A 23,306-nucleotide genomic window follows, 5' to 3' on the forward strand; every position below is an offset into this window, starting at 1 on the left:
ATTGTTGAGTGGTTGAGTAGGGGAGTAGTTAAGTAGAAAGAGTAAAAATAGCAGGACTTTATGTCTTATGTCCTGCTACTTGTGTCCTTAAACTACAATGGTCTTACCCAGATATTTTTGAAGCTGATCGGTTTACTTGGATCGCCGTGAGCTTGCAACATGATCGGTGCAGGGCCATGTTGCTTGTAACTTGGCCGTCCGATATATTGAGTACCGCCTATGAGCTCTACATTATTTTGTACCAGCACCCCATTAACAAATGCCGTTACTCGAGCAGGCGTTTCCACCGAGCCATCGGATTTAAAGGTAGGCGCTGTCCAAACCACATCGTAGGTTTGCCATTCACCTGGTTTTCTTGCCGGATTTGCTAGGGGAATACGTTGCTTATAAACGGAACCTAACTGTCCGTTTACATATGTTTTGTTGTTATAAGAGTCCAGGATCTGCAACTCGTAGCCTTCATCACCATTTCCTATAGCTGCTAAAAACAAACCACTATTTCCTCTCCCTTGTCCTTCTCCATCAATATCCTGTGGGATATAGTACTCGAGGTGGAGCTGATAACTTCCGAATTTTTGCTTTGTCCAAATATTACCGGCTTTTTTATTAACCGTAAATACACCGCCTGCCACGGGCCAATCGGCCGGTTGACCTGGATTCTTTTGTGATTCCCAGGCACTCAGATCCTTGCCATCAAACAATACAATGGCGTCCGAAGGAGCCTGCCCAACAGGCGTTGCTACAACATGTGGTACGGGTTCCCATACTTCGGTGTCTTCAGGTTTCATTTTTTCTTGAGCTAAGGATGACGCTGCGGTTCCCAATAATAGGGCTGCTATAAGTAATTGATTTTTAAGCATCGCTGTAAATAAGTTGTTAATTTAATTAGCTATATGTACTTAGTGTTTAAAGTACGTTTATCAAAGGTAGTTATTCGGATAGTAAGTAGCAAGGGTTAGAGGAGAATTAGTTGAGTAGCAAATTTGTTAATTAGCCAATTAGCCAATCAGACAATTAGCCAATTAGTAAATTAGCCAATCAAGATAATGTATGATGAAGGGGTTGCGTAATTGAGAAAACATCGACAGTCTATTGCCTAAAGCCTAAAGCCTTAATGATAAAATCACAAATATCAGTGGCTACTTCTTTCTTGGTTTTGAGGGGGAAAGTTACTTGTTGGTGGTTGCGGTCTATAATGGTAATCTTGTTCCGGTCGCCCGCAAAGCCGGCTTCTTTGTCTTGCATGGAATTGAGGACAATAAAATCCAGGTTCTTTTTCTCCAATTTGCCGACGGCGTTAGCGAGCTCATTGTCGGTTTCCAGTGCAAAACCTACTAGGAGCTGATGGGCTTGCTTTCTGGCTCCCAAAGTAGCTAAAATATCAGTTGTCTTTTTTAGGGCGATCGTAAAATGCGTGTCTTTTTTCTTGATTTTCCGATCTGCGACAGTTTCGGGGGTATAGTCTGCTACGGCGGCGCTCATCACGGTAATGTCAGCTTCCGCAAATGCCAATGAACAGGCATCTAGCATATCTTTCGCTGATACCACATCAATACGTTTGACACCATTCGGAGTAGGAAGGCTGGTAGGGCCGCTTACTAAGGTCACGTCTGCTCCCAATTGATGTAACGCTTCAGCAATGGCATAACCCATTTTACCGCTGCTGTGGTTCCCAATAAAGCGTACGGGATCAATTGCCTCGTGTGTAGGTCCGGCGCTCACTAAGGCCTTTTTCCCATTTAAAGGGCCTTTCCGTTCAGAAGCTGCGTCTGCAAGTGTTTTTTCTAAGAAACGAAGGATCTCTTCAGGCTCGGCTAAACGGCCTTCCCCCACTAATCCGCTGGCAAGCTCGCCCGTTCCGGGAGGTATTAACGTATTCCCGTATTCCTGTAATTTCTTAATATTGCTTTGGGTACTTGGATGGGCCCACATATCCAGGTCCATCGCAGGGGCAAGGTAGACGGGGCATTTTGCAGATAAGTAAACTGCGCAAAGCAAATTGTCACACAAGCCATTGGCCAATTTCGCTAAGGTGTTTGCGCTTGCCGGAGCAATTAACACTAAATCGGCCCATAAGCCCAACTGCACATGATGGTTCCAGGTTCCGGTTTTCTTCTCAAAATAAGCCGTTAACACTGGCTTGTTTGATAAGGTAGAAAGGGTAAGCGGGGTAATAAACTCAACAGCATCAGGTGTCATGACTACTTGTACTTCAGCGCCGGCTTTAACCAGTAGTCTGGTTAAAGCCGCGGCTTTGTAGGCGGCAATGCTTCCACATATGCCCAGTATAATCTTTTTTCCCTTTAGCATGTTAAGCTAAATGATCAGTTGCGCTTACTTTTGTTGCTCTTTAGAAGGATTTCTAAAGTAAACCTTATCGTTTAAAAATTCGTCTACAGCTACTAAAGTAGGTTTAGGAAGACGCTCGTAATGCTTCGAAATTTCGATTTGCTCGCGGTTTTCGAATACCTCTTCCAAATTGTCATTGGATGTGGCAAATTCTGCTAATTTGCTATGAAGCTCTTCCTTCATGTTGGTGGCAATCTGATTGGCACGACGACCCATAATAACGATCGATTCGTAAATATTGCCGGTTTTTTCATCTAACTCCCGTAAATCGCGGGTTACAGTGGTGTTAGGAATGGTATGCTTCTGTATATTACTCATATCTTCTTATTGTAATGTCTGTTGAGGTAACGATCCTCTTGGTTGATTATTCAGTTCTTCTTCTTTCTCTTTTTCTTTTTTCTTTTGGCTCGGTGTTAAAGACGCAATGAGTTTTTTAACCGATTCCATATCGCGTTGCGAATTTTTCTTCAAGCTTTCTGCGTCCTTTTTGTATTTACTCTCAGGATAATTGTCGATGAATCGATTTGAGAATTCAACGGCCTCTTGATAACGTGCTTCCTGACTAGGCAGTTGGCTGTTCTTCGCATAAAGATATTGCGCTTCGATGGCTAGGTACTCCATTTCTTCAGCGTACTTAGTGTCCGGATAATCCCGTAGGGAATTTTGAAACGCAATAACCGCGGCTTTATAATCACCAACATCCAGGTAAAGCTTGGCATTGGCATATGATTTATGCTCTAATTTATCTCGCAGATCCTGAATGAATTTAGCGGCCTCTTCCGCGCGGTCGCTCTTTGGATATAAGTTGATGAATAATTGAAGTGATTCGATCGCCTTCAACGTGTTTTCCTGATCCAACGTATATACCGGCGATTCTAAATAATAGCAGTAAGCGCCCATGAAACGGCATTCTTCCGCTCGTTGGCTCTGAGGGTATTGGTCGGTGAAATTTTTAAAGTGGAATCGAGCCGATGTATAATCTCGTAAACGATAGTTGGTGTAAGCAAAATAATACATCAACTCCTCATTTTCCGGCCTTCCCCGGTATTTATTGGATAAGTCTTCAAATAGAATAAGCGCTTTTGAGTACTTTTTGTTGTTGTACAAATTGATAGCCTCCCGGTACTTCGCTACATTATCATTACCGGTGCGTAGCTTTTCAAACTTGCTCTTACATCCGATCATCCCAATTGAAAAGAGCAGCGCCGAAGCCCAAATCATTAAACGCTTGTTTATAAACATTCTGCAAAGATAAGTTAATTAAAAATATGTAGCAAATGTTTTGCTTGACGCAAAGTAATAGCATCGTAAGGCATTTGCAAAAATTTTAACAAACATTAACCTTTTAGCTGTAAGTTATAAGCTATAAGTTATAAGCTTTAAGCTTCCTGTCTTCTCCCTAAAGTTCAGGCATTCCGTAAAAGAGACTTCAAATAGGCCTGCCTCCGAGCCCCTGCCTACACCTTAAAACGTAGAACTTACAACGTAAAACTCCGAAACAAATCCTTAAACCTTCCGTCCTAAAATGACGAGACTCCGTTGTATGCCATCCAATACAGCGATGTCCGGAAAATTACCCCATTCCCGGAAATCTTCTTTCTCGAAAAGCCGGATGCTGGGAATATTGTGGGCGAAGATAAAGGCTAAAATGGTACTCACCTGCAAGTCGGGCGCTCGTTTGATAGCCTCCCGAAGGATCATTTTTCCATATCCTTTTTTTCGTTGGCTTTCATCTATATAAATGCTGATTTCGACGGTGCCATCATAAGCCGGGCGGCCATAGAAGGATTGAAAGCTAAGCCAACCAATCGTTTCGCCGCCCGTCGTCTCTACCATCCAAAGCGGGCGCGTGAGCGGATTGTGTTGATTAAACCAAGGTAGTCGGCTCTCTACGGTCACCGCCTCCGTATCCGCCGTGACCATCCTGCTGGCCACCGTACTGTTGTATATAGATACAATGGTTGGAAGATCAACGAGTTGTGCGTCGCGGTAGACTAGTATGTCTTTTTGGATATTCATTGCCTAAAGTGAATTTATGGCAAAAGAAGATAAAATTAGCCAATTTTGGGAGTATTTAGTTGAATTGTTGGGTAGTAGAGTAGTTGAGTAGGAAAATAGTTAAGTAGTTTAGTTATTGGTTACTAGTTATTTGTTATTGGTTGTGCCTGCTGGTAGGCAAGGGTTGCCGGTTACCGGATGTGCGTGATGAAATCACACGGGACTCTAGCGCGCAGGGAACAACGGCCTCATGAAATTGAGCGTCAAAAAGATTTAGGATAGCTCTGGGTAAAAATCATGTGAAGAAGCGAAGGGTGGCCTAGCGTGCGGGAGCGGCTCCGCAGGATTGAGCTTTGGGCCTAAATCTTTAGCGAAAGTACATGCAGCCTTGACTGTTTGGTTCTTTATGGTCAAGCATAAAGAACATGAAATATGGCTTAGCGCCTATAGCTTACGGCCTTATTAGTAGCAGTACGCTCGCTTAAGCCTTATACCCTAAAGCTTATTGCTTATTACCTAAAGCCCTAAATAAAAATCCCCGAGGTAATCGCCCTCGGGGAAGTTTTTACATAGGTAGATGAATGTATTTGTGATAGGTAGATGGTTTTTTTATGCTATTCTTACATTTGCTGAACCTGAACCGCTATTACTGCGGAAATTTTCCAATTCTTTCACCAATAAATCCATTAATTGTCTGTCAATTTTCTTTGCTAAATCAGATAACTTTTGAACTTTAGCCGTACTTTTCATCGATGTTTTCATAGTATATGTGACTTATCAGTTAAACATTAAAAATTGTAAACATCCTAGATCGAATATCGTGCCAAAGTCGCTTACTTTTTTTCTGTAGCTAAAAAAAGTAACAAAAAAAGCCACAGCTTAAAAATCTTTTTGAATGTCCCAAGGATTAGAACGCTTGTACTCGCCAAAGATTTTTGAGGCTGATTTTGGCCTATTTAGGGTTGTTCCCTTCGGATATTTTTTAACGGGAGTGGTTTTTTGAGGCCGAAATGAGCGTATGATTGGTCCTTCCTCAGATTTTAATCTGTCGTCTTGTATGAGGCTGATTTTAGCATATTTAGGGTTGTTTCCTTCGGATATTTTTTAACGGGAATGGTTTTTTGAGGCCGAAATGAGCGTATGATTGGTCCTTCCTCAGATTTTAATCTGTCGTTTTGTATGAGGCTGATTTTAGTATATTTAGGGTTGTTCCCTTCGGATTTTTTTAACGGGAATGGTTTTTTGAGGGGAAAAGAGTGTAATGATAGATCCCTTCTCTGAGCTAATCGTCTATGACCTTACTGCGGCTGGTTTTTAACCGATGTGATTTACTTCCTTTGAAGAAACGGCGTGCTACAATTTCACCTGTCGAATCACATTCTTGATATTCAGCTCAATAATGTCAGTCATACTTTTACATAAGTGGTAATCCTGATTTTTGTAATGGGCTGCCAGTTGATTTTTCAGCATGGCGATATTTTCCGGCGGAGAGAGCTGTTCGTTTTGTGATACATCTCGAAGTGCCGCCAAACGATGGCGCTCAATGCGTACCCGATGTACAATGGAAGAGCGTTCTTCCTGTTGGTATTGCAACACCGTTTTTTCGGTGAGGTGTTCCATGGATAGTTTTACATAAGGTAAATTCTCTTTGAAGAACTGGGGCATATATACTTTCATATTCCCCTCGTAAAACTCCTGATCGAAATCAATCGCACGAATCCTAAACTGAAAATCGTCAAAGTCAGGCGTAATCTGCATCACATAATTATAGGAGCGCATATCACCTAACAACATAATAAGGCAACGCTCGTTGAACTTCACGAACTCTTTTGCAATCCGAATGGGATTATAATCCGGATTCTCCATCAAACGCTTCGCGAAGACATCTCCGGGTAAACCTACAATATGTTCTTCCACCAGCGTGTCACCGTCAACGGTAAAGTTCACGCGATTAGGCGACATGATCTCTTCCAGTTCTAGTCCATAAATACGGGATGCGTCTGCTTGTTTAATATAAAAATAATCATATACATCATTTAAACGATTCACAATACGGATACGAAATGGGTGCGTATTGCCGAATGTACAGTAATCTATACGATCAATAAATTTATGCTCCACTATGCGATTATTTCCGGAAGCTTTTAGAAGGGCATAAATCTGCTTCAGCCCTTCGTGGATATGCGCTACCTCGTGGGGCGGATAGAGGGGTGTTTCCCAAAGGGTGTCCTTTCCTTCTTTATCGTAAACGGGTACACTATCTGTAAAATTACGTAATTCGCTGTAGCTAAGCGGTAGTTTTGACTCTCGTTGATATTCTCTTAGATATTTACGTAAGGCAGGTTTCACTGGAAAAATAGGTTTTTTCCGTGATATTTTAACATCTCCTGTAGGGACCGGTCCTTCTACTTTTAAACTCATCTTCCTAGCAATTTATCTACAAAGCCCTTAGGCCGTCAGGCTTCTCAAAGATAGCTTTTATTCGTTAAATATTGGCTATAGGCGATAAGCTATAAGCTATAAGCGATAGGCTTTTAGGGTATAAGGTGTAAGGTATAATAAGGCCATAAGCTATGGGCGCTAAGCCATATTTCATGTTCTTTATGCTTGACCATAAAGAACCAAACAGTCAAGGCTGCATGTACTTTCGCTAAAGATTTAGGCCCGAAGCTCAATCCTGCGGAGCCGCTCCCGCACGCTAGGCCACCCTTCGCTTCTTCACATGATTTTTTACCCGCGGCTATCCTAAATCTTTTTGACGCTCAATTTCATGAGGCCGTTGTTCCCTGCGCGCTAGAGCCCCGTGTAAGCACGGCCGTTCCGAAGCGCGTCTGTGGCCTAGTCTGTGGAGGCAGCAACCGGCAGTTCCGGATGCCCCTTCACTGGATATCGAGCGAAGCTTATCGGATTAAGTGAGGTGGGATCTTTGTGCGAAAGGGTGGCTCCGATTCACGGATGGGCATCGGACAACGGGTTGCAACGGAATAGACAAGCCGAGCAGTTATAAAGGAGTGTTTGATTTAAGATGCCTTTATGAGCTCGTCGTAAACTCCTCGGTTTGGCTACTTTGGTGCCTCAAAGTAGCTAAAAATAATCCTAAATCTTTTTGACACTCAATTTCATGAGGCCGTTGTTCCCTGCGCGCTAGAACCCCGTGTGATTTCATCACGCACATCCGGTAACCGGCAACCCTTGCCTACCAGCAGGCACAACCAATAACCAATAACTAGTAACCAATAACTAAACTACTTAACTATTTTCCTACTCAACTATTTAACTACTTAACAAATAGACAAAGAACGCCCAAAATTTGTAATTTAGTTGAATAAGTATAAAAACCAATAAGCTAATCCATGAAAAAAATCGTTAAATACCTGCTTTTATGTATGTTTCTGATCAGTCAATCCCTACGAGCCCAAAACTATCAAGCCAATTGGCAATCCATTGATCAACGGGAAATTCCACAGTGGTGGCAAGATGCCAAATTTGGGATTTTCATTCATTGGGGTCCTTATTCCGTTCCTGCTTATGCGCCTATAAAAGAAGTGGAAGGGGTGTATGAAAAATATGCCGAACATTATGAAAATCGATTGAAAACTAAGAACAAACTGTTTCTCGATTTCCATAACAAGACGTATGGACCCAATTTTACCTATCAGGATTTTGCACCGCTATTCAAAGCAGAACATTTTAAACCCGAACAATGGGCTGAACTGTTTAAAAAAGCAGGGGCCAAATATGTCGTATTGACATCGAAACACCACGATGGTTTTTGCTTATGGCCCAGTAAGTATAGTCCCAATTGGAATAGCGTCGATATCGGTGCCCATCGCGACTTGGCCGGTGATTTAACGAAGGCTGTAAGGACCTCCGGTTTACGGATGGGCTTTTACTATTCGCTGCTCGAGTGGAGCCATCCACTTTATAAAAAGGAAAGTATCGAACAATGGGTGGATCGTCACATGATCCCCCAAATGCAAGAACTCGTGAATGCTTACCAACCCGAAGTGATTTTTGCTGATGGTGAGTGGGACTACCCGAGTGAAACACTTAAGAGCACGACTTTTTTATCCTGGCTTTATAATGAGTCGCCCGTCAGGCAACAGGTAGTGGTAAACGACCGATGGGGCAAAGAAACACGGAGCAAGCACGGCGGTTATTACACGACAGAGTATGATTTGGTACACGATCAAAAAGGTATAGGTGATCAGGCCTCCCATCCCTGGGAGGAGAGCCGCGGTATCGGTACTTCCTATGGTTACAATCGATTTGAAACAACCGAAGACTATTTTACGTCAAAGCAGCTTATTGATCTCTTGATTGATAAGGTGAGCAACGGCGGAAATTTATTGCTCAACGTCGGCCCAACGGCCGATGGTAGGATCCCAGTTATCATGCAAGAACGTTTGTTGGACATGGGCAGATGGTTAGCGGTTAATGGTGAAGCAATTTACGGCACTCGGGCTTGGGCGTCAAGACCGAATAATAGCAAGGATACACACCGCTATTTTACCGCCAAAGGGAAAGATCTTTACCTCATCTGTACCGAATGGCAAAATGGAACCTTTCATATTCCTTTGCCGCGGAAGCCGGTACGAGTCAGTTTATTAGGACATTCAGGTGCGATATCATCCGATTTTCAAAAGCAGCAGCTCACCATCGAAGCACCTCCCTTTAATCCCAATACAGCGCCCTGTAATTATGCTTGGGTATACAAATTAGAAGGCGTATTGGAATAAAGCGTTTTCTCGACCTGCGGATTCCCTATTTGGGGATCCGTATAGCCCGCTTTGCCTGTTTCAACTTTACCGGCGTAAGCCCAGCGGAAACCCGGATAGCCCTCAATGGAAATCTCCAGATCGTACCATTGATGGCTGTCGCTTAAGTTGATGAGTTGCGACAGCTGCTGATTGGCCCTTACCTCCAGGTGAACGGGGGCCGTTCCATAAGCCATATCCCGGATCGCTACGCGCAACGACTGGTTTCCCTTGTTTTCGAATAAGAGAATTGCATTGCCGGTAAATCCTTCGCCGACCTGCTCGTTCGTTAATCTGATGGTACAGGCAGGCATTTTTCCTTGATTTTTGAAACCTCTATAAAACCCATTCGGTCCGTGTACCTGTAAGTCAAAAGCTTCTTCCTCCATTTCAAAGCGATCGCTAAGCTGATCACCGGCTTTCACCGCATAAGAGCGAATGGCATGAGGAGTGTAGACGGTAAACGGTGCACCGGCACTTTTTTCCGCGAAAATCTCATCACCGACTCTTAAATTCAATTGAAAAGAATCCTGAACCCTTTCACCTTCGGCATAAAGCTCATAAGGCAGCGCACACGCTGCCTTGATGCCAGGCTCTTGCCGTGGCATTCGGACCAGTTGATGCGGTTTATCCATCCCTTTTTGCAGTTCATCCGGTTTCAGGGCCTCAAAACCTGACGGAATTTCTTTATACTGCGCTTGATGAATCCCTTCAACATACGGATTACGCTGGATAAAGGGAAGCTTGTCATTCGCGGGCAACGCTTTTGCTACAGTAAATACTGAAGTCAAATCACCACATATGGTTCTCCGCCAGCTACTGATATTTTCTTCGCGCAATTCTTTCTTAAACTTATGATAAACCCATTTTTCCAGAAATTGCAGGGTAGACGTATGATCAAACACTTGCGAGCAAACCTTACCGCCTCGCGTCCAAGGCGATGCCACAATTAGAGGCACTCGAAAGCCAAGGCCGATAGCCGCTCCGCGTGCTTCCTTTGTGGATTTACCATCTGCCAGCTCTTCCTCCAGGGTAATGTATTCTATTTTTGTGTCAATCCCCTCCGAGCATTTGCCACTGTTACTCTTATAAGGGTTCGGCGGCACAAAGGGAGGAATGTGATCAAAATAACCGTCATTTTCGTCATAGGTAAGGATAAGGATCGTTTTTTGCCATACCTCCGGATTTTTGGTGAGAATATCCATAATTTCCGATACATACCAGGAGCCGTACCAAGGCGAGGTCGGATGATCAGAATATTTTTCAGCTGGTATCATCCAGGAAACTGCGGGTAGCTGACCACTTTCTACATCCCGTCTGAATTGATAAAGCACATCACCTTTAGGTACCGATAATTCACGTTCAACACCTTGGTTATCCCGATAAGACAAGCGCTCAAGATCATGGTAATGAGGATCTGCTGCATTGGTGGTAAAAGCCTTCTTGAATAGATTTTTCTCTCGAGACGACAATTGCTCAAAATGCGTTTGGCTCCACCGCTCTATTGCCTGTTTGGCCTCTTGCCATACCGCTTCTTTTTTTTTCAGCGCTTCCTGTGTTTTTTGATAAGTTTGATCATGCGGCTTTAAGGATTGCAGCTTTTCTTGTAGCGCCTGTATCTCCTTAGGCAGCTCTTCCACTTGTTTTTTTAAACTCTTTGTATAGCGCGACGCGAAGTGAATATGATACTGCTCAAAAAACTCCAGGGGATTACAGGAAAAACTACTCAGCCACGAGCGTTCCTCCCCTTCAAACCCACCGCCAAAGCTCACATCGTTCTGATAGGCGCGCCAAGATACCCCGGCTTCTTCCAGTCGTTCCGGAAAAGTTTTCCACTTCGCTTCACCGCGTTGCAGTTCATTCCTTATCCAAGCTTTACTTTTCGGATCGGCCGATTCACGAATGGTCCCGGTCCAGAAAAATAAACGATTGGGCCAAGTGCTGGTCATGCCCGAACAGAAATTTTGATCACATACCGTAAAGGCATCTGCGAGTGCATAATTGAATGGAAGGTCGAGGCGGTTATAGTATCCCATTGTTAAAGGGATGTGTTCATAGGGTTTCTTTTTCTTCGCCTCAATCCATTGGTCGTGCCGCCCCTCATGGTAAGCGTCTACCTGCGATTGGCGTGAATGCGGTACAGCCCCCATCCAGGTGGCCTTGCTACCCCGAAGATCGAAATGAAAGGGCGCATAGGTATTGCCCTTAGCGTCCGACTGGAACCAGATGGGACAATGGTTGGCTTGGCGGATAAAACGTGGGTCATTAAAACCACGCACCCCGGCAAGCGTACCTAAAGCATGATCAAAAGAGCGATTTTCTTGCATTAATATCACCACATGCTCCGCATCCATAAAGGTCGTTCCCGGTGCCGGCGCAATTGCTAAAGCCCGTTGAATGGAAGGGGGAATCGTGCTTGCCAAACCGGTGCTTCCCGCATATAATAGCAGTTTTTTTAGAAAATCCCGACGGTTATCCATTTTGTATGATTTATAATCGTATCTACAGGCTTAAAGTACAACAAATACTATTCATTACATTATTATCTCATTTTTTTTACAACAAAGCGTGATGAATACCCATGTTTTTGCTACCCCTTTCGTGCATGCACACTATTCACATTCCTCTTAAGTTTGTCTAGCAATTCAAAAGAGATTGCTAGATACACTAAACTTATTTTTTTATACTTAAATCGAGCTTATGAAGTTTAAATTTCTACTTGCTTTAGTAGCTGTTGTTTGCTTTAGTTGTACTAAAGAATCTGCTCCTTTGGTGCCCGTCGAGATTACCATCGTTAGTAAAAGTGGTATATTGGAAATCCATTATACACCCGATAGAATTAATACACTGACCAAAAAACAAGGTTCAATGACCCTGCAAATGCTAGACGGCGACTTAATTACAATTAAACGAATTTGTCCGGAAGCCGGCGCTTTGGAATATAACATCAAGACCCCAACCTCCAGTTATCTATCCATACTGATGAAAAATGGGGATGAAAATCGACATCTTATTCCAAAGTACTAAAACGATTGATACTAGAGGCGCAATTGCTATTTCAAAAAAATAATGCGTTCTTTCTTTTAAATGACTGATAATTTGTAACTTAGCAATAAGTCGTTGTTTAACTCGAAATACCTGCATTATGATGAAAGCTTTACGTTTTAAACTGATACCCACTGCCCGTAATCATTTGGCCGATTCCATTACCATCGCCTGGGCCTTACTTTTTATGTTCGGTCTCTATAGTATCGTCCGTAGAGGGCTCTCTTTCCCCATGATTGCGCTAATGAGCGGTGCCCTTTTGAATATCCTCTTTCAGTTCCGTAGCCGACGCGGCCGCTATGGTTTCCAAAACCCCTATAGAAATGCGGAAGGCAAATATGTGCCGCCACCCGCAAAAGAAGGCTGGGAAGACTAAAACAGCAATTTTTATCTGAACGGTCTTCTTTTTGTAATAAAAATCTAGTAACTCTATATACTTTAAGTAATATCTGATATATTTGCCGCATCAAAACGCTAACGATGCATACTTATCCAGAAAGACGGAGGGAAAGGCCCGAAGAAGTCTTAGCAACCTGTAAACTCTGTTACAAGGTGCTCATTCCTTTCTGCTATATGCAGAGCTGATAAGTCGAACAATCATATCCATTCCGGAACGATATGGTTCATTCGCACCACCGCCTGAAAAGGCATAGGTAGGTATTGCGATGCGTAGAACAAAACGTTACATATGAACGAAAAAAAACTACTAAACAATTGTTATGCACCACTTAGTTTCTTGTTTATGCTGCTGTTTTTTGCAGGCAGTGTTTGGGGGCAAGAAACAACCACCGTACAAGGTACCGTGACTGATGCATTTAATCAAGAACCCCTACCGGGCGTGAATATCAGCGTGGTAGGAGGAACCCAATCAACCCATACTGATGCCAACGGAGCTTACCGCCTGCAAGTACAGGCAGGAAAAACAACCTTGCGCTTTAGCTATGTGGGCTATGAACCACAGGATTTACCGGTGAGCGGCAATCAACTTTCTGTAGCCCTCAAGCCGGCCAGTAATGATTTAAACGAAGTAGTAGTGGTAGCCTATGGTACCGCCAAGCGATCCAGTTTCACCGGTTCAGTAACGGCTATTTCGCAGGATAAAATCGCCAATCGTCAGGTTTCGAGCGTCAGCAAAGCCCTGCAGGGACAGGTTCCCGGTTTACAATCAGTATCTTCTTCCGGACAACCGGGTACCGATGCCGAAATACGCATTCGCGGTATCGGATCGATCAACGCGTCAAGTGCACCGCTCTACGTAGTAGATGGAAACCCCTACAGTGGAGATATTAACGCTATTAATCCCAATGACATAAAATCCGTTAGTGTCCTCAAAGATGCGGCGGCCAGCGCGCTTTATGGGTCACGCGGTGCAAATGGTGTGATCATCATTACGACGAAGGAAGGCTTAAAGGACGGAAAAACCACGATTAATTTCAATTTTACCCAAGGAATATCCGACAGGGCAGTGAAGGATTATGAGCAAGTTTCCACCAACCAGTATTTCGAGTTATATTGGGAAGCCCTGCGTAATAAGAACTTATCCAACGGACTTGCTGCTGAACAAGCAGCACAGAATGCCAGCAATCAGCTCTTAACCGACCTCAATATTAACCCTTATGGGAGCAATTATCCGCAGCCCGTGGGTTTAGATGGTAAAATCGTTCCAGGCGCTACACCGCTATGGAATGACAATTGGGCAGATGTACTGCAGCGTACCGGCCGTCGCACACAGGCCGATTTAAGCTTTAGCGGCGGTAACGAAAAATCGAGCTACTACTTCTCCGGTGGCTACCTCAATGATCAAGGTATTGCCATTGAATCAGGCTTTAAACGCTATAATGCTCGCATCAACGTCAACACACAGGCCAAGAAATGGCTCAATGCCGGTTTAAACGTAGCTGTTAGCAGTAGCTTACAAAAGTACCCGCAATCAGAAGATAGCAATACCGCCAACATCATTAATTTTACCCGCTTAGTACCTTCGTTCTACCCATATTACGAACGCAATGCAGACGGTTCCTATCGTTTGGACGAAGATGGCAACAAGATCTATGACTTCGGCGAATACCGTCCAAGCGCAGCTATTCCGCGTAATAACCTCGCAGCTTCTCTCCCTTTGGATAAAAATGAAATCCGCAGCGAAAATCTGTCCGGTAGAGCATTCCTCGAAGCGGTTATCACGCCTGAATTGAAATTCCGCACGACTTACAGTATTGATTATATAAATCGTAATACGCACGATTATGTGAACCCCGTACTTGGCGACGGCGCAGAATACCAAGGATCCGTGGCTAAATCCAATCGCCGGAGAACTTCTTATACCTGGAATAATATCGTAACCTACGAAAAAACCTTTAACGAGCATCATCTGAATGTATTGGCCGGACAGGAATTCTATAAGTTTCAAAATACCGATATGGATGGCAGCCGGGAACGCTTTGTATTGCCCGGTTTCTATGAGCCCGATGCGGCGTCTCAGCTCAATTCCTTCAATGGCTTTTCGGTAGATTACAGCATGTTGAGCTTTTTAGGTAGGGTAGAGTATGATTACAAAAACCGCTACTTCCTTTCGGGGTCCTTGCGTACCGATGGATCTTCCCGTTTCTCACCGGATAACCGTTGGGGAACCTTCTGGTCGGTAGGCGCTTCCTGGAAAATTGCCGAAGAAGAGTTCCTGCGCAATAACAGCTTAATTAATCAGTTAACAGTTCGTGCAAGTTACGGAGCTCAGGGAAATGATAATTTATTATCGAACGGCAATCCCATCTATTATGCTTACCAAGGATTATATAGCATTTCCAATAACCTTGGCCAAGGCGGAACGGTTACGCAGCGTCTGCCCACGCCAACTTTGAAATGGGAAAGCAACCTGAACTTCAATGCAGGTCTCGATATCGCCATCTTAGATCAACGTGTAGCCGCCAGTTTCGAGTATTTTAACCGTAAAAGTAAAGATTTGCTGTATACCATGCCAAAGGCACCTTCTACCGGTTTTCCAGGTTATGATGCCAACATCGGTGCACTTCAAAATACCGGCTTCGAACTTACCCTGCAAACCGTACCGGTTCGGAACGATAATTTTCGGTGGAATCTGGATCTTAATTTGGGACATTACAAAAACAAGATTACCGAATTGCCCAATGGAGGCAAACCTATCCCTAATGGTAACAAACTCTTAGCGGTGGGAGGTTCTATCTACGACTTTTATCTGCCAACGTGGGCCGGTGTAGACCCGGCTACCGGCAGCCCGCTATGGTACAAAGCCGATGCAAATGGCAACCAAACAGCCGAAACGACTTCCGAGTATGGCCAGGCTGGACTGTTTGTTCAAGACAATTCCCTTCCTGATCTAGTAGGCGGATTCTCGAACACTGTTAGCTATAAGAACTTTGATTTATCCGCGCTGCTTAGTTTTAGCTTAGGGGGTAAAATATTGGATAACGACTATATTCAGCTCATGCACAATGGTAGTAGCCCGGGACGCGCTTGGAGTACCGAAATCCTGAACCGTTGGACGCCCGAAAACACACAAACCGATGTCCCCCGCTTAACAACGGATAATTTAACTTGGACATCTGCATCAACACGCTTTCTTTATTCCGCTACTTATGCGCGCTTAAAGAATGTAAGCTTAGGGTATAACTTTTCCAAACACTTAATCGAACGGTTGGGTATTGCCAACTTACGTGTGTTTTTACAAGGGGAGAACTTATTGACCTTCTATGGCCATAAAGGGATGGATCCGGAACAAACCGTTAACGGAGCAACTTATTTCAGATACCCGGCAATGCGTACCGTATCCGCTGGATTACAGCTTACTTTGTAGTTGTGGGGGTTAGGTGCTCGTTGTTAGTTATTAGTTATTAGTTACTGGTTATTAGTTACCGGTTATTAGTTATTGGTTACTTGTTGTTAGTTTTTGGTTTTGTGTTGATTCAGTACCAAAACTAATAGCTTAAAATCAAAAGAAAAAAATATGATACGAAAAACAATATATATCCTTAGCGTGCTCAGCTTACTACTGACCGCCTGCAGCAAGGATTTGGAAACGGCACCTACCGATGCGGTTGCCGATTCGGAGATTTATAAAAATGTCGATAATATCGAAACCGTTATCAACGGCACCTGGAGTTATTTAAATGATACCTATTTTACCTATGCCAATCCAGGTTACACCGCTTTTATGCGTACCGGTGATGCGATGGGGAGTGATGTGGCTGTCACCACCAAATACGGTTATCGAGATGCTTACGCCTTTACCGAACTGTATAATGCCACTACGAATCGAGTTAAATCGTTCTGGACCCTGCTTTATAAAGTGATTGACAATTGCAATAACGTCATCGCTAAAGTAGATGCGGCAGCGGGGGACGAAGTGAAAAAGGCGCAATTAAAAGGGCAAGCCAAGGCCTTGAGGGCTTTCTGTTACCTCAATTTGGCTACCTACTACCAGTTTTCTTATCTCAAAGATCAAATGGCATTGACGGTGCCTATTTATACCGAGCCAACAACCGTTGAAACCGAAGGAAAACCAAAGGCCAAGTTAGAGGAAATCTACACCCTTATCAAAAGTGATTTACAGGACGCACTGAGCTTATTGGCTGAATATACAAGACCAAGCACAGAAAAATATCGCATTGATCGTGCCGTTGTCAATGGCTTGTTGGCGCGAACTTATTTAAACACAGGCGACTGGCTGCAGGCGGCGCAGGCCGCAGCAGCAGCACGTGCAGATTACAGTTTGATGCCGGCAGCAAATTATAGCGATGGGTTTAATGATATGCAGAACGTTGAGTGGATATGGGGACACGGGCAAACCAATGAGCAGAATACGGCTAGTTATACATTCCATTTTCTGGATGTATCCTCATCCGGTTCGTATTACTACAGCTTTATGGCTGATCCATACTTCAAGAACTTTTTTGATGAACAAGATATCCGCAACGGCTTGTTTGAGTGGGATGGTTTACCCGGTAGAGAAGGCTTTCTCCGTTATAAGAAATTCAAGTTCAAATCGAACCTGATTGGCGACATCGTGTATATGCGTGCAGCGGAAATGTACTTGATTGAAGCCGAAGGTTATGCAAGAGCCGGTCAAACAGAACAAGCGATTACCGCCTTGAACACCTTACGAGCAGCCAGGCAAGCCGTTTTATTCACGGGCGGTTCGGCTGACGACTTGCTTCAAGCCATTCTAATTGAACGTCGAAAAGAGCTGTGGGGAGAAGGCTTCTCGTTGTCCGATATCTTACGTACACAAGGTAAAGTAGAGCGAAAAGCCTATGTTGATGCGCAAGGGAACCCCATTAAAGTTAATGTAACGACCCCCGATGGAACCAGCAAGACCGTCAATGCCCAAGGGCATCGTATTTTACGTTTTCCAGACGGCAGTGATTTCGTTGCCAATAGTAGGTATTATCTCTTTGCCATACCATTGGAAGAGACCCAGCAGAATCCGAATTTATAATAATAATAGTAACAAGAAAGGCGGGGAAATCCCGCCTTTTTTGCGTTACAGGTACTGGAGTATCCGGAAAGGGCGGTTACGAGCTTGTTTAACAAGCAGATAAAAAAAATAAACTGACTATTGCAAAAGTGAAAACAAAGAATTAAGTTTGTTTTTGCCTAACATAATGTAAGATAACCAACTGAGAGAAGTCAGCACAAGCGATTTTGCGGATGTAGGTTTTGGAGTTGAAGCGATTTGCCTCCGTATTAAGCTAACAATTATTTATTAAACTTTTTTTCAAATCAAACCAAACACATGATTTCTGTTATTATTTTCACCGTACTTTTATTTGCCATTCTTTGGGCTTGGATCGCTTATGAGTATCAGCATGCAATCACTATATCCATAGAAGAAGAAGAACTTTATTTAAACGAACAATTAAAGGCTTCTTCCTATGGCGAAGGGCAACGTTTAGATCAATAAAAGAAAGTTTAGCGTGCTTATTGGCAAATAAGTACGCTAACTTTTTAACGATTTTATATCCTCCATACTTCACTTTAGAAAGTTGCTTTACCACAGTCAGTTGTAGAATAATGTGGTGCTTGATAGGTAAAAATGAACAACTTTCGTTCATTTTATTCAGTTTTCAAATTTCTTTGTTTTTTCAGGCTTAAAGCTTTACGTTTGTTAAAAAAGGACCTTGTTGAACCGATTCTTACAGCTAATGAACGGTGCGTTGTATAGGATTCCGGGGAGCCGATTTTTTATTAGTTCAGGTACAATTTCAAATCAAACTAAACAGACATGACCTCGTTAGCAGTATGCATTATTTTTTTGTTAATCATCCTTTGGGGGTGGTTAGCCTGGGAACTTCAACATTCAATAGAATTATCCTTAGAAGACGAAATTGCGCTCGATAAGCAGGTCTTTCCGCGTTATATACAAAGCGAAAATGTTTAATCAAGCCTCTGAAAAGACTAGTTCTTACTTCGTTCAAGATTATCTAGCATCTCTTTAGTAAAACGTTTGGCAGCTTCCTCTTCCTGTGTTGACTGGTTGTCTTTTACCGCCAGCACATTGATCTCAACCAGACTGGAATCGACTGCTATCGGGGTATTTGCAAGTTGGCTGTGTAGCGGCGGATGTTTAACCGCGTCGTCGGCTGTTTCATTAACGACTACGCGTTGTCGTTGAAGTGCGGAAATAGCATCAGCATTGCGCACTTCATACACCCAAAGACACATATTACAAAACAAGATCGCCAAAATAATGATTACCGCCAATTCCGCAGGCTGAACTTTGTTTTCAAAGGTGAAAGCTAGGGCAATAATAGCAGCGTTGAGTGCCACCATCGTGAAGGTCGCCTGTAAATGGGTAAGTCCTAAATCAAGTAACCGGTGATGTAGGTGGTTTCTATCAGCCATAAAAGGAGATTTACCCCGTAAAATTCGCAAGGCAAAAACACGCAAGGTATCAAAGGTAGGGAGAATCAAAAGCGCCATTACAATTCCGGGAGCGGCATGTGTAAACGGATCAATTTTTGGTAGCCGACCTATATTATTCAGCTCAATGAAGCGGATACTTAAGATAGCTACGATAAAGCCAATGGAATAAGCTCCCGCGTCGCCCATAAAGATCCTTGCTCGCCTTCTTAGGTTATAAAACAGAAATCCGGCCACGGCGCCCGCCATGCTAAAGCTTAAAACGCTTAATCCTTTATCGTTCATTAAATAGAACAGTGTTCCATAAGTGATGCAGATTAGCGAAGTGATTGATCCCAGTAATCCGTTAATCCCATCGATTAAATTAAAAGCATTTATAATGAAAACAAAAACAAAGCAGGTTAAAATATAGCTGAGTATATTGCCAATTTCGTAAATCCCCATGACACCATATAAGTTAGTTACCCGTATATCGGCAAAGTAAACCACAATAAAAGCTGTCAAGAACTGTGCGGCGAATTTTTTATACGGATCTAAGGCAATTAAATCGTCTTTTAAGCCAATCGTGAAGATGATAATGCCGGAAGCAAAGATAAAGTTAGCATTTCTTAACATTTGATCATTAACAAAAAGACAACTGATCAGCGCAAAAGTGCTGAAAACGGCAACGCCTCCTAAATTGGGGACACTGTAGCGATGCACTTTTCTCGTTTCCGAACGGGGATCATCTACAAGGCGCTTACGGTAAGCGATGGTTATAATTGCCGGTATAGTAATTAACGAAATAACAAGCGAGAATATAAATGGGAGTAGAGTTGTTACCATAATTGTCTTTAATTTAAAAAGCCGTAGATCTTCTTGTACAGCTTTTAATTCCTGATGCTACGCAGGATTATCAATCTAAACGCAAGATACCATTGTGATGCTACAACAATATTGCCAAAATACCATTTTTTTATCAGGAATTTTAACATTTGAAGACCTCATACACGTTAAGCTGCCCTAGAAGTCCTGATACCAGTTTCTGAAAGAAGCCTTTAGTCCTAAATTCAGTACAATCGTTTTATTGTCTATGAAATTATTTTTCTCTTGTCTAAATATACCTCCTAATTCCAGTCGTAAATTATACTTTGGATTAAATAGGTAAGATACTTTTGCGTCAAAATATTTCAAATCTGTTGTAATACCTTGCCCGACAAAGTTACCATATTCCTTGACATAATTCTCGTAGGATTTAAAAATATTTCCGCCATAATTAATCGCATCATTCGGATCTAAGCCGTAGCGGGAGAAATTAGCTTGGAAAGAAAAATCAAAGCGTTTGTAGCCATAATTGAATATATTTACCCATTCAATAAAATTGGCGCCCAAAATATGGGCTAACGGTTGATTGTAATTAGTATAGGCCGTTATCGGCACAAAGTGCTGATAGGTGTACGGACGCGCGGTATTTAGTTCGGTTAAAAAATTCAGGTTTCTTACTTTAAAGATATCAAATCCCTTAAAGCCAATTTGAGCCGCTACTTTGTTATTCATATAACCTCGGCCACCAAATAGCTCTTTTGTATATAACTCACCCATTAATAGCTGCCCGTAGGTTGTCAGGTTATGCAAGATTTTGTATTTAGCCGTTACGCCGATATGAACTTTATCTGGAGATGAGGAGTTGGCAGTTTCAATTGGTCGCAAAAATATAATAGGATTTAAGTAATTAACGTCAAAGCCGCGTCTACCCCCCGCGTTACGCGGAGCCCATAAAATGGATTGAAAAGCCCCAACCGTTAATCGGTTTGTCACGTTCCAATCCAAGTATTGAAAAGCTCCCCATTTTCCTAAATCTCCAACATTTTGACGATTATAGATATCCATTACATAACTACTATCTCTTGAAGCGTAGGGATCTAACATGTAAGCCCACATACTCATGTAGCGTACGTTTCCGAGCGTTCCGGTAAGTTTAAGAAAAGTGTAGGGTGAAGAAACGTCAGAGAGCAACATGGAGCGGTATCCATCACCTATAAAATTTTTGTCGTAACCCAAAACAATGTTGAGGTATTTAATAGGGGTATACGATACATTGGCTGTTACATAAGCCCAATCTTGTTTTCTACCCGTGCGTTGGTCATAGAGCTTTCCGAATTGACCCGGGATAACCCTGTTTTTTTCAATGTAATCAGTTACATAATCCGGAAATAGTGCTTGGTTTTCAAAAAAGCTCGTGTGGAACGAGAAATTTTTTCCGATGGTTAAACCGGCTTGAAAGCCTCGGGTATTAATCCATGGGTTTCTCTTTTCTTCAAAAGATCTTCCTATCTGAAAGTCCGGTAAAAAATCAGCATAAAAGGTGTAATCGTCCTTCCGCACATCGATTAAATGTTCGTTAAATAATTTTCTCCCTAGCCAAGAGTGTCTGTCTTTTACACCTACTTGCATTAAAGAATCATAAAGTGGTTGTATAACCGAGTCAATGATCATTGGTTTGATACTGGTATGCAAACGTGTATCCTTGCTATACAGCACCCGATTCATCTTCTGATAAAATTGGTAAGAATAAGGTTGGTAGTAGGACTGTCCGTTCGCGTACTTCAAATGCGAAAGAAGTAGGATTGCGACTATTAAAGCGGGTAGCTTTACCTTCATGTTTACTATAAATTATAAGCGGATAATTAATCCATTATGCATGTCACGCAGCAAAGGTAAGCTTTTACTGATTAGTTTTGCACAATAATTTATCTGTTTAAAGCAAAATTTCTCGCATTTTAACATCTTGTCGGTTGCTTCTAAAAAACTATATTTGCCAAAATTATTCCAAAAGTCAGTATAAAAAGCAAAGTGGGAAGCGTCAAAAAAAATGCGGTATACAATATTTTATTAGCAGTAAGCCAAGTATTACTACCACTTGTAACCTTCCCCTATATCTCACGGATCCTGCTGCCGACCGGCGTAGGTACCTATACTTTTGTTGATAGCTATACGCAATATTTTGTGCTGGTAGCGGCTTTGGGTATTCCTATCTATGGTATGCGCGAGATCGCTAAGGCCAAAGGAAACTATGAAGAGCGCTCGGCGGTTTTTTCGGAGCTATTAAGTATTCACTTTTTAGTGAGCCTTGTTGTTTTTAGCCTTTATGTAACAAGCTTCTTCCTCTTGCCGCAATTGAGCGGATATAGAGCCATGTTTTGGGTGGGAAGTACGCTGCTCCTTTCGAATGTATTTGTGATGGAATGGTTCTTCCAAGGGATGGAGCAATTTCCCTTCATTACCATACGTACCTTGGCTATCCGACTCCTAACCGTCGTTGCTATTTTTGTTTTTATCCGGACAAAAGAGGATACCTTTCTATATTACGCAATCAACTGTATTTCCGTAGCTGTTAACGCCCTCGTCAACTGCTGGTTCGCCAAAGGTTTTATAAAGTTTTCTTTTCAGGGTCTTCACCTCAAGCGACATCTAAGACCGCTTTTTTATATTTTTAGCACCGGGTTGGTTTCCAGTGTGTATACTTTGCTGGACAGTGTGATTTTAGGGTTTCTTACCAATACAGAGCAGGTTGGATTTTATACAACCGCTGTTAAGCTTAGTAAAATACTGATCATGATTTTGGTTGCCTTCACCACGGTGTTGGTTCCGCCGCTGGCACTGGCCTATAAAGAGCAACGATACACGGATGCCAAAGCACTTCTGAGTAAGTCATTTAATTATGTAGTATTTATCAGCGTACCCTTGAGCATGGGCATCTTCGTCATCGCCAAACCCTTAATTCTGCTATTCTCCGGCGACAATTTTTTGCCGTCCGTCACCTCCTTAAAGATTTTATCACCTACCGTGCTTATTATTGGATTAAGCTATGTTTTTGGCCAACAAATCATAAACACCACGGGCAATGAGCGTTATTTTTTGCGATGTACCATGATTGGAATGCTTATCAGTTTGTTGTTAAATATGCTATTAATTCCCCATATACAACAGACAGGTGCCGCGATTACCAATTTAACAGTAGAATTAACGGTTATGCTGCTGCTTATTTACGTTGCCTTGCAGAAAGTCCCCTTCAATCCACAATGGATCAATCTGCTGAAGGCGGTTATAGCTTGTTTACCCTTTTTTCTAATTAGCTATTGGGTAGAAAATATGCATTGGCCGCTCTTATTTCAATTAATAAGTATTATAATTGCCAGCGGAGCAGCGTATATCCTGATTCAATATTTTATATGGCGAAGTAACTTATTTCCGGAAATAATAGGCTTATTGAGAAAAAAATAAGGG

17 protein-coding genes and 1 riboswitch are annotated in these 23,306 nt (G+C 42.6%); of the genes, 7 read left to right on the forward strand and 10 right to left on the reverse strand.

Features of this window, described 5'->3' with window-relative positions; translation table 11 throughout:
- Window positions 1-92: 92 nt before the first annotated feature.
- The 7 genes from ACH11B_RS09100 to ACH11B_RS09130 all read right to left on the reverse strand — a co-directional run bounded on the left by ACH11B_RS09100 (window position 93) and on the right by ACH11B_RS09130 (window position 6,768).
- On the reverse strand, window positions 93-860 hold the full coding sequence (locus tag ACH11B_RS09100) for a DUF1080 domain-containing protein (protein WP_013665047.1): 768 nt from the start codon (window positions 858-860) through the stop codon (window positions 93-95).
- A gap of 229 nt (window positions 861-1,089) precedes the next feature.
- Window positions 1,090-2,310: a bifunctional phosphopantothenoylcysteine decarboxylase/phosphopantothenate--cysteine ligase CoaBC gene (coaBC, locus tag ACH11B_RS09105; protein WP_377613286.1), complete on the reverse strand. Its 1,221-nt coding sequence runs from the start codon at window positions 2,308-2,310 to the stop codon at window positions 1,090-1,092.
- A 24-nt stretch (window positions 2,311-2,334) separates the two neighbouring features.
- Window positions 2,335-2,667: a DNA-directed RNA polymerase subunit omega gene (locus tag ACH11B_RS09110; RefSeq protein ID WP_013665049.1), complete on the reverse strand. Its 333-nt coding sequence runs from the start codon at window positions 2,665-2,667 to the stop codon at window positions 2,335-2,337.
- A 6-nt stretch (window positions 2,668-2,673) separates the two neighbouring features.
- Entirely contained in the window at window positions 2,674-3,570 is an 897-nt protein-coding gene (locus tag ACH11B_RS09115; protein WP_013665050.1) for an outer membrane protein assembly factor BamD, read from the reverse strand.
- Window positions 3,571-3,855: 285 nt separating this feature from the next.
- Window positions 3,856-4,368, reverse strand: coding sequence for a GNAT family N-acetyltransferase (locus ACH11B_RS09120; RefSeq protein ID WP_013665051.1), 513 nt, complete (start codon window positions 4,366-4,368; stop codon window positions 3,856-3,858).
- Window positions 4,369-4,956: 588 nt separating this feature from the next.
- Complete coding sequence (locus ACH11B_RS09125; protein ID WP_013665052.1) at window positions 4,957-5,109, reverse strand: hypothetical protein; 153 nt, start codon at window positions 5,107-5,109, stop codon at window positions 4,957-4,959.
- Between the two features lie 591 nt (window positions 5,110-5,700).
- Complete coding sequence (locus tag ACH11B_RS09130) at window positions 5,701-6,768, reverse strand: hypothetical protein (protein WP_377613287.1); 1,068 nt, start codon at window positions 6,766-6,768, stop codon at window positions 5,701-5,703.
- A 932-nt stretch (window positions 6,769-7,700) separates the two neighbouring features.
- Between ACH11B_RS09130 and ACH11B_RS09135 the strand changes: the two genes are divergently transcribed.
- Window positions 7,701-9,086 (forward strand): alpha-L-fucosidase, encoded by a 1,386-nt coding sequence (locus ACH11B_RS09135; protein WP_377613289.1) that lies wholly within the window; start codon window positions 7,701-7,703, stop codon window positions 9,084-9,086.
- Here ACH11B_RS09135 and ACH11B_RS09140 read toward each other — a convergent pair.
- Window positions 9,047-11,584: a phosphocholine-specific phospholipase C gene (locus ACH11B_RS09140; RefSeq protein WP_377613290.1), complete on the reverse strand. Its 2,538-nt coding sequence runs from the start codon at window positions 11,582-11,584 to the stop codon at window positions 9,047-9,049. The two genes, ACH11B_RS09135 and ACH11B_RS09140, sit on opposite strands and share 40 nt — an antisense overlap.
- Window positions 11,585-11,804: 220 nt before the next feature.
- Between ACH11B_RS09140 and ACH11B_RS09145 the strand changes: the two genes are divergently transcribed.
- The 5 genes from ACH11B_RS09145 (at window position 11,805) to ACH11B_RS09165 (ending at window position 18,081) form a co-directional block, all read left to right on the forward strand.
- Window positions 11,805-12,131, forward strand: coding sequence for a hypothetical protein (locus ACH11B_RS09145; protein WP_377613291.1), 327 nt, complete (start codon window positions 11,805-11,807; stop codon window positions 12,129-12,131).
- 118 nt (window positions 12,132-12,249) lie between these two features.
- The gene (locus ACH11B_RS09150) at window positions 12,250-12,525 is read left to right on the forward strand and encodes a hypothetical protein (RefSeq protein WP_377613292.1); all 276 of its coding nucleotides are present in this window, start codon (window positions 12,250-12,252) and stop codon (window positions 12,523-12,525) included.
- Between the two features lie 109 nt (window positions 12,526-12,634).
- A riboswitch (SAM riboswitch) is annotated at window positions 12,635-12,740 on the forward strand.
- 97 nt (window positions 12,741-12,837) lie between these two features.
- Window positions 12,838-15,975 (forward strand): SusC/RagA family TonB-linked outer membrane protein, encoded by a 3,138-nt coding sequence (locus ACH11B_RS09155; protein ID WP_377613293.1) that lies wholly within the window; start codon window positions 12,838-12,840, stop codon window positions 15,973-15,975.
- 150 nt (window positions 15,976-16,125) lie between these two features.
- A complete protein-coding gene (locus ACH11B_RS09160) occupies window positions 16,126-17,616 on the forward strand; it encodes a RagB/SusD family nutrient uptake outer membrane protein (protein WP_377613294.1) in 1,491 nt (496 codons plus the stop codon).
- A 297-nt stretch (window positions 17,617-17,913) separates the two neighbouring features.
- Window positions 17,914-18,081, forward strand: coding sequence for a hypothetical protein (locus ACH11B_RS09165; protein ID WP_377613295.1), 168 nt, complete (start codon window positions 17,914-17,916; stop codon window positions 18,079-18,081).
- A gap of 494 nt (window positions 18,082-18,575) precedes the next feature.
- On the opposite strand, the gene ACH11B_RS09170 is transcribed toward ACH11B_RS09165, so the two are convergent.
- Together ACH11B_RS09170 and ACH11B_RS09175 are read right to left on the reverse strand one after the other, a co-directional pair.
- Window positions 18,576-19,865, reverse strand: a complete 1,290-nt coding sequence (locus ACH11B_RS09170; RefSeq protein ID WP_377613297.1) for an MraY family glycosyltransferase — start codon at window positions 19,863-19,865, stop codon at window positions 18,576-18,578.
- A gap of 177 nt (window positions 19,866-20,042) precedes the next feature.
- Window positions 20,043-21,680: a gliding motility protein RemB gene (locus ACH11B_RS09175; RefSeq protein WP_377613298.1), complete on the reverse strand. Its 1,638-nt coding sequence runs from the start codon at window positions 21,678-21,680 to the stop codon at window positions 20,043-20,045.
- Window positions 21,681-21,872: 192 nt separating this feature from the next.
- On the opposite strand from ACH11B_RS09175, the gene ACH11B_RS09180 reads away from it, so the two are divergent.
- Entirely contained in the window at window positions 21,873-23,303 is a 1,431-nt protein-coding gene (locus ACH11B_RS09180; RefSeq protein ID WP_377613299.1) for a flippase, read from the forward strand.
- Window positions 23,304-23,306 lie beyond the last annotated feature (3 nt).

Source organism: Olivibacter sp. EAT-5, from assembly GCF_044784325.1.
Classification (GTDB): Bacteria; Bacteroidota; Bacteroidia; order Sphingobacteriales; family Sphingobacteriaceae; genus Olivibacter; species Olivibacter oleidegradans.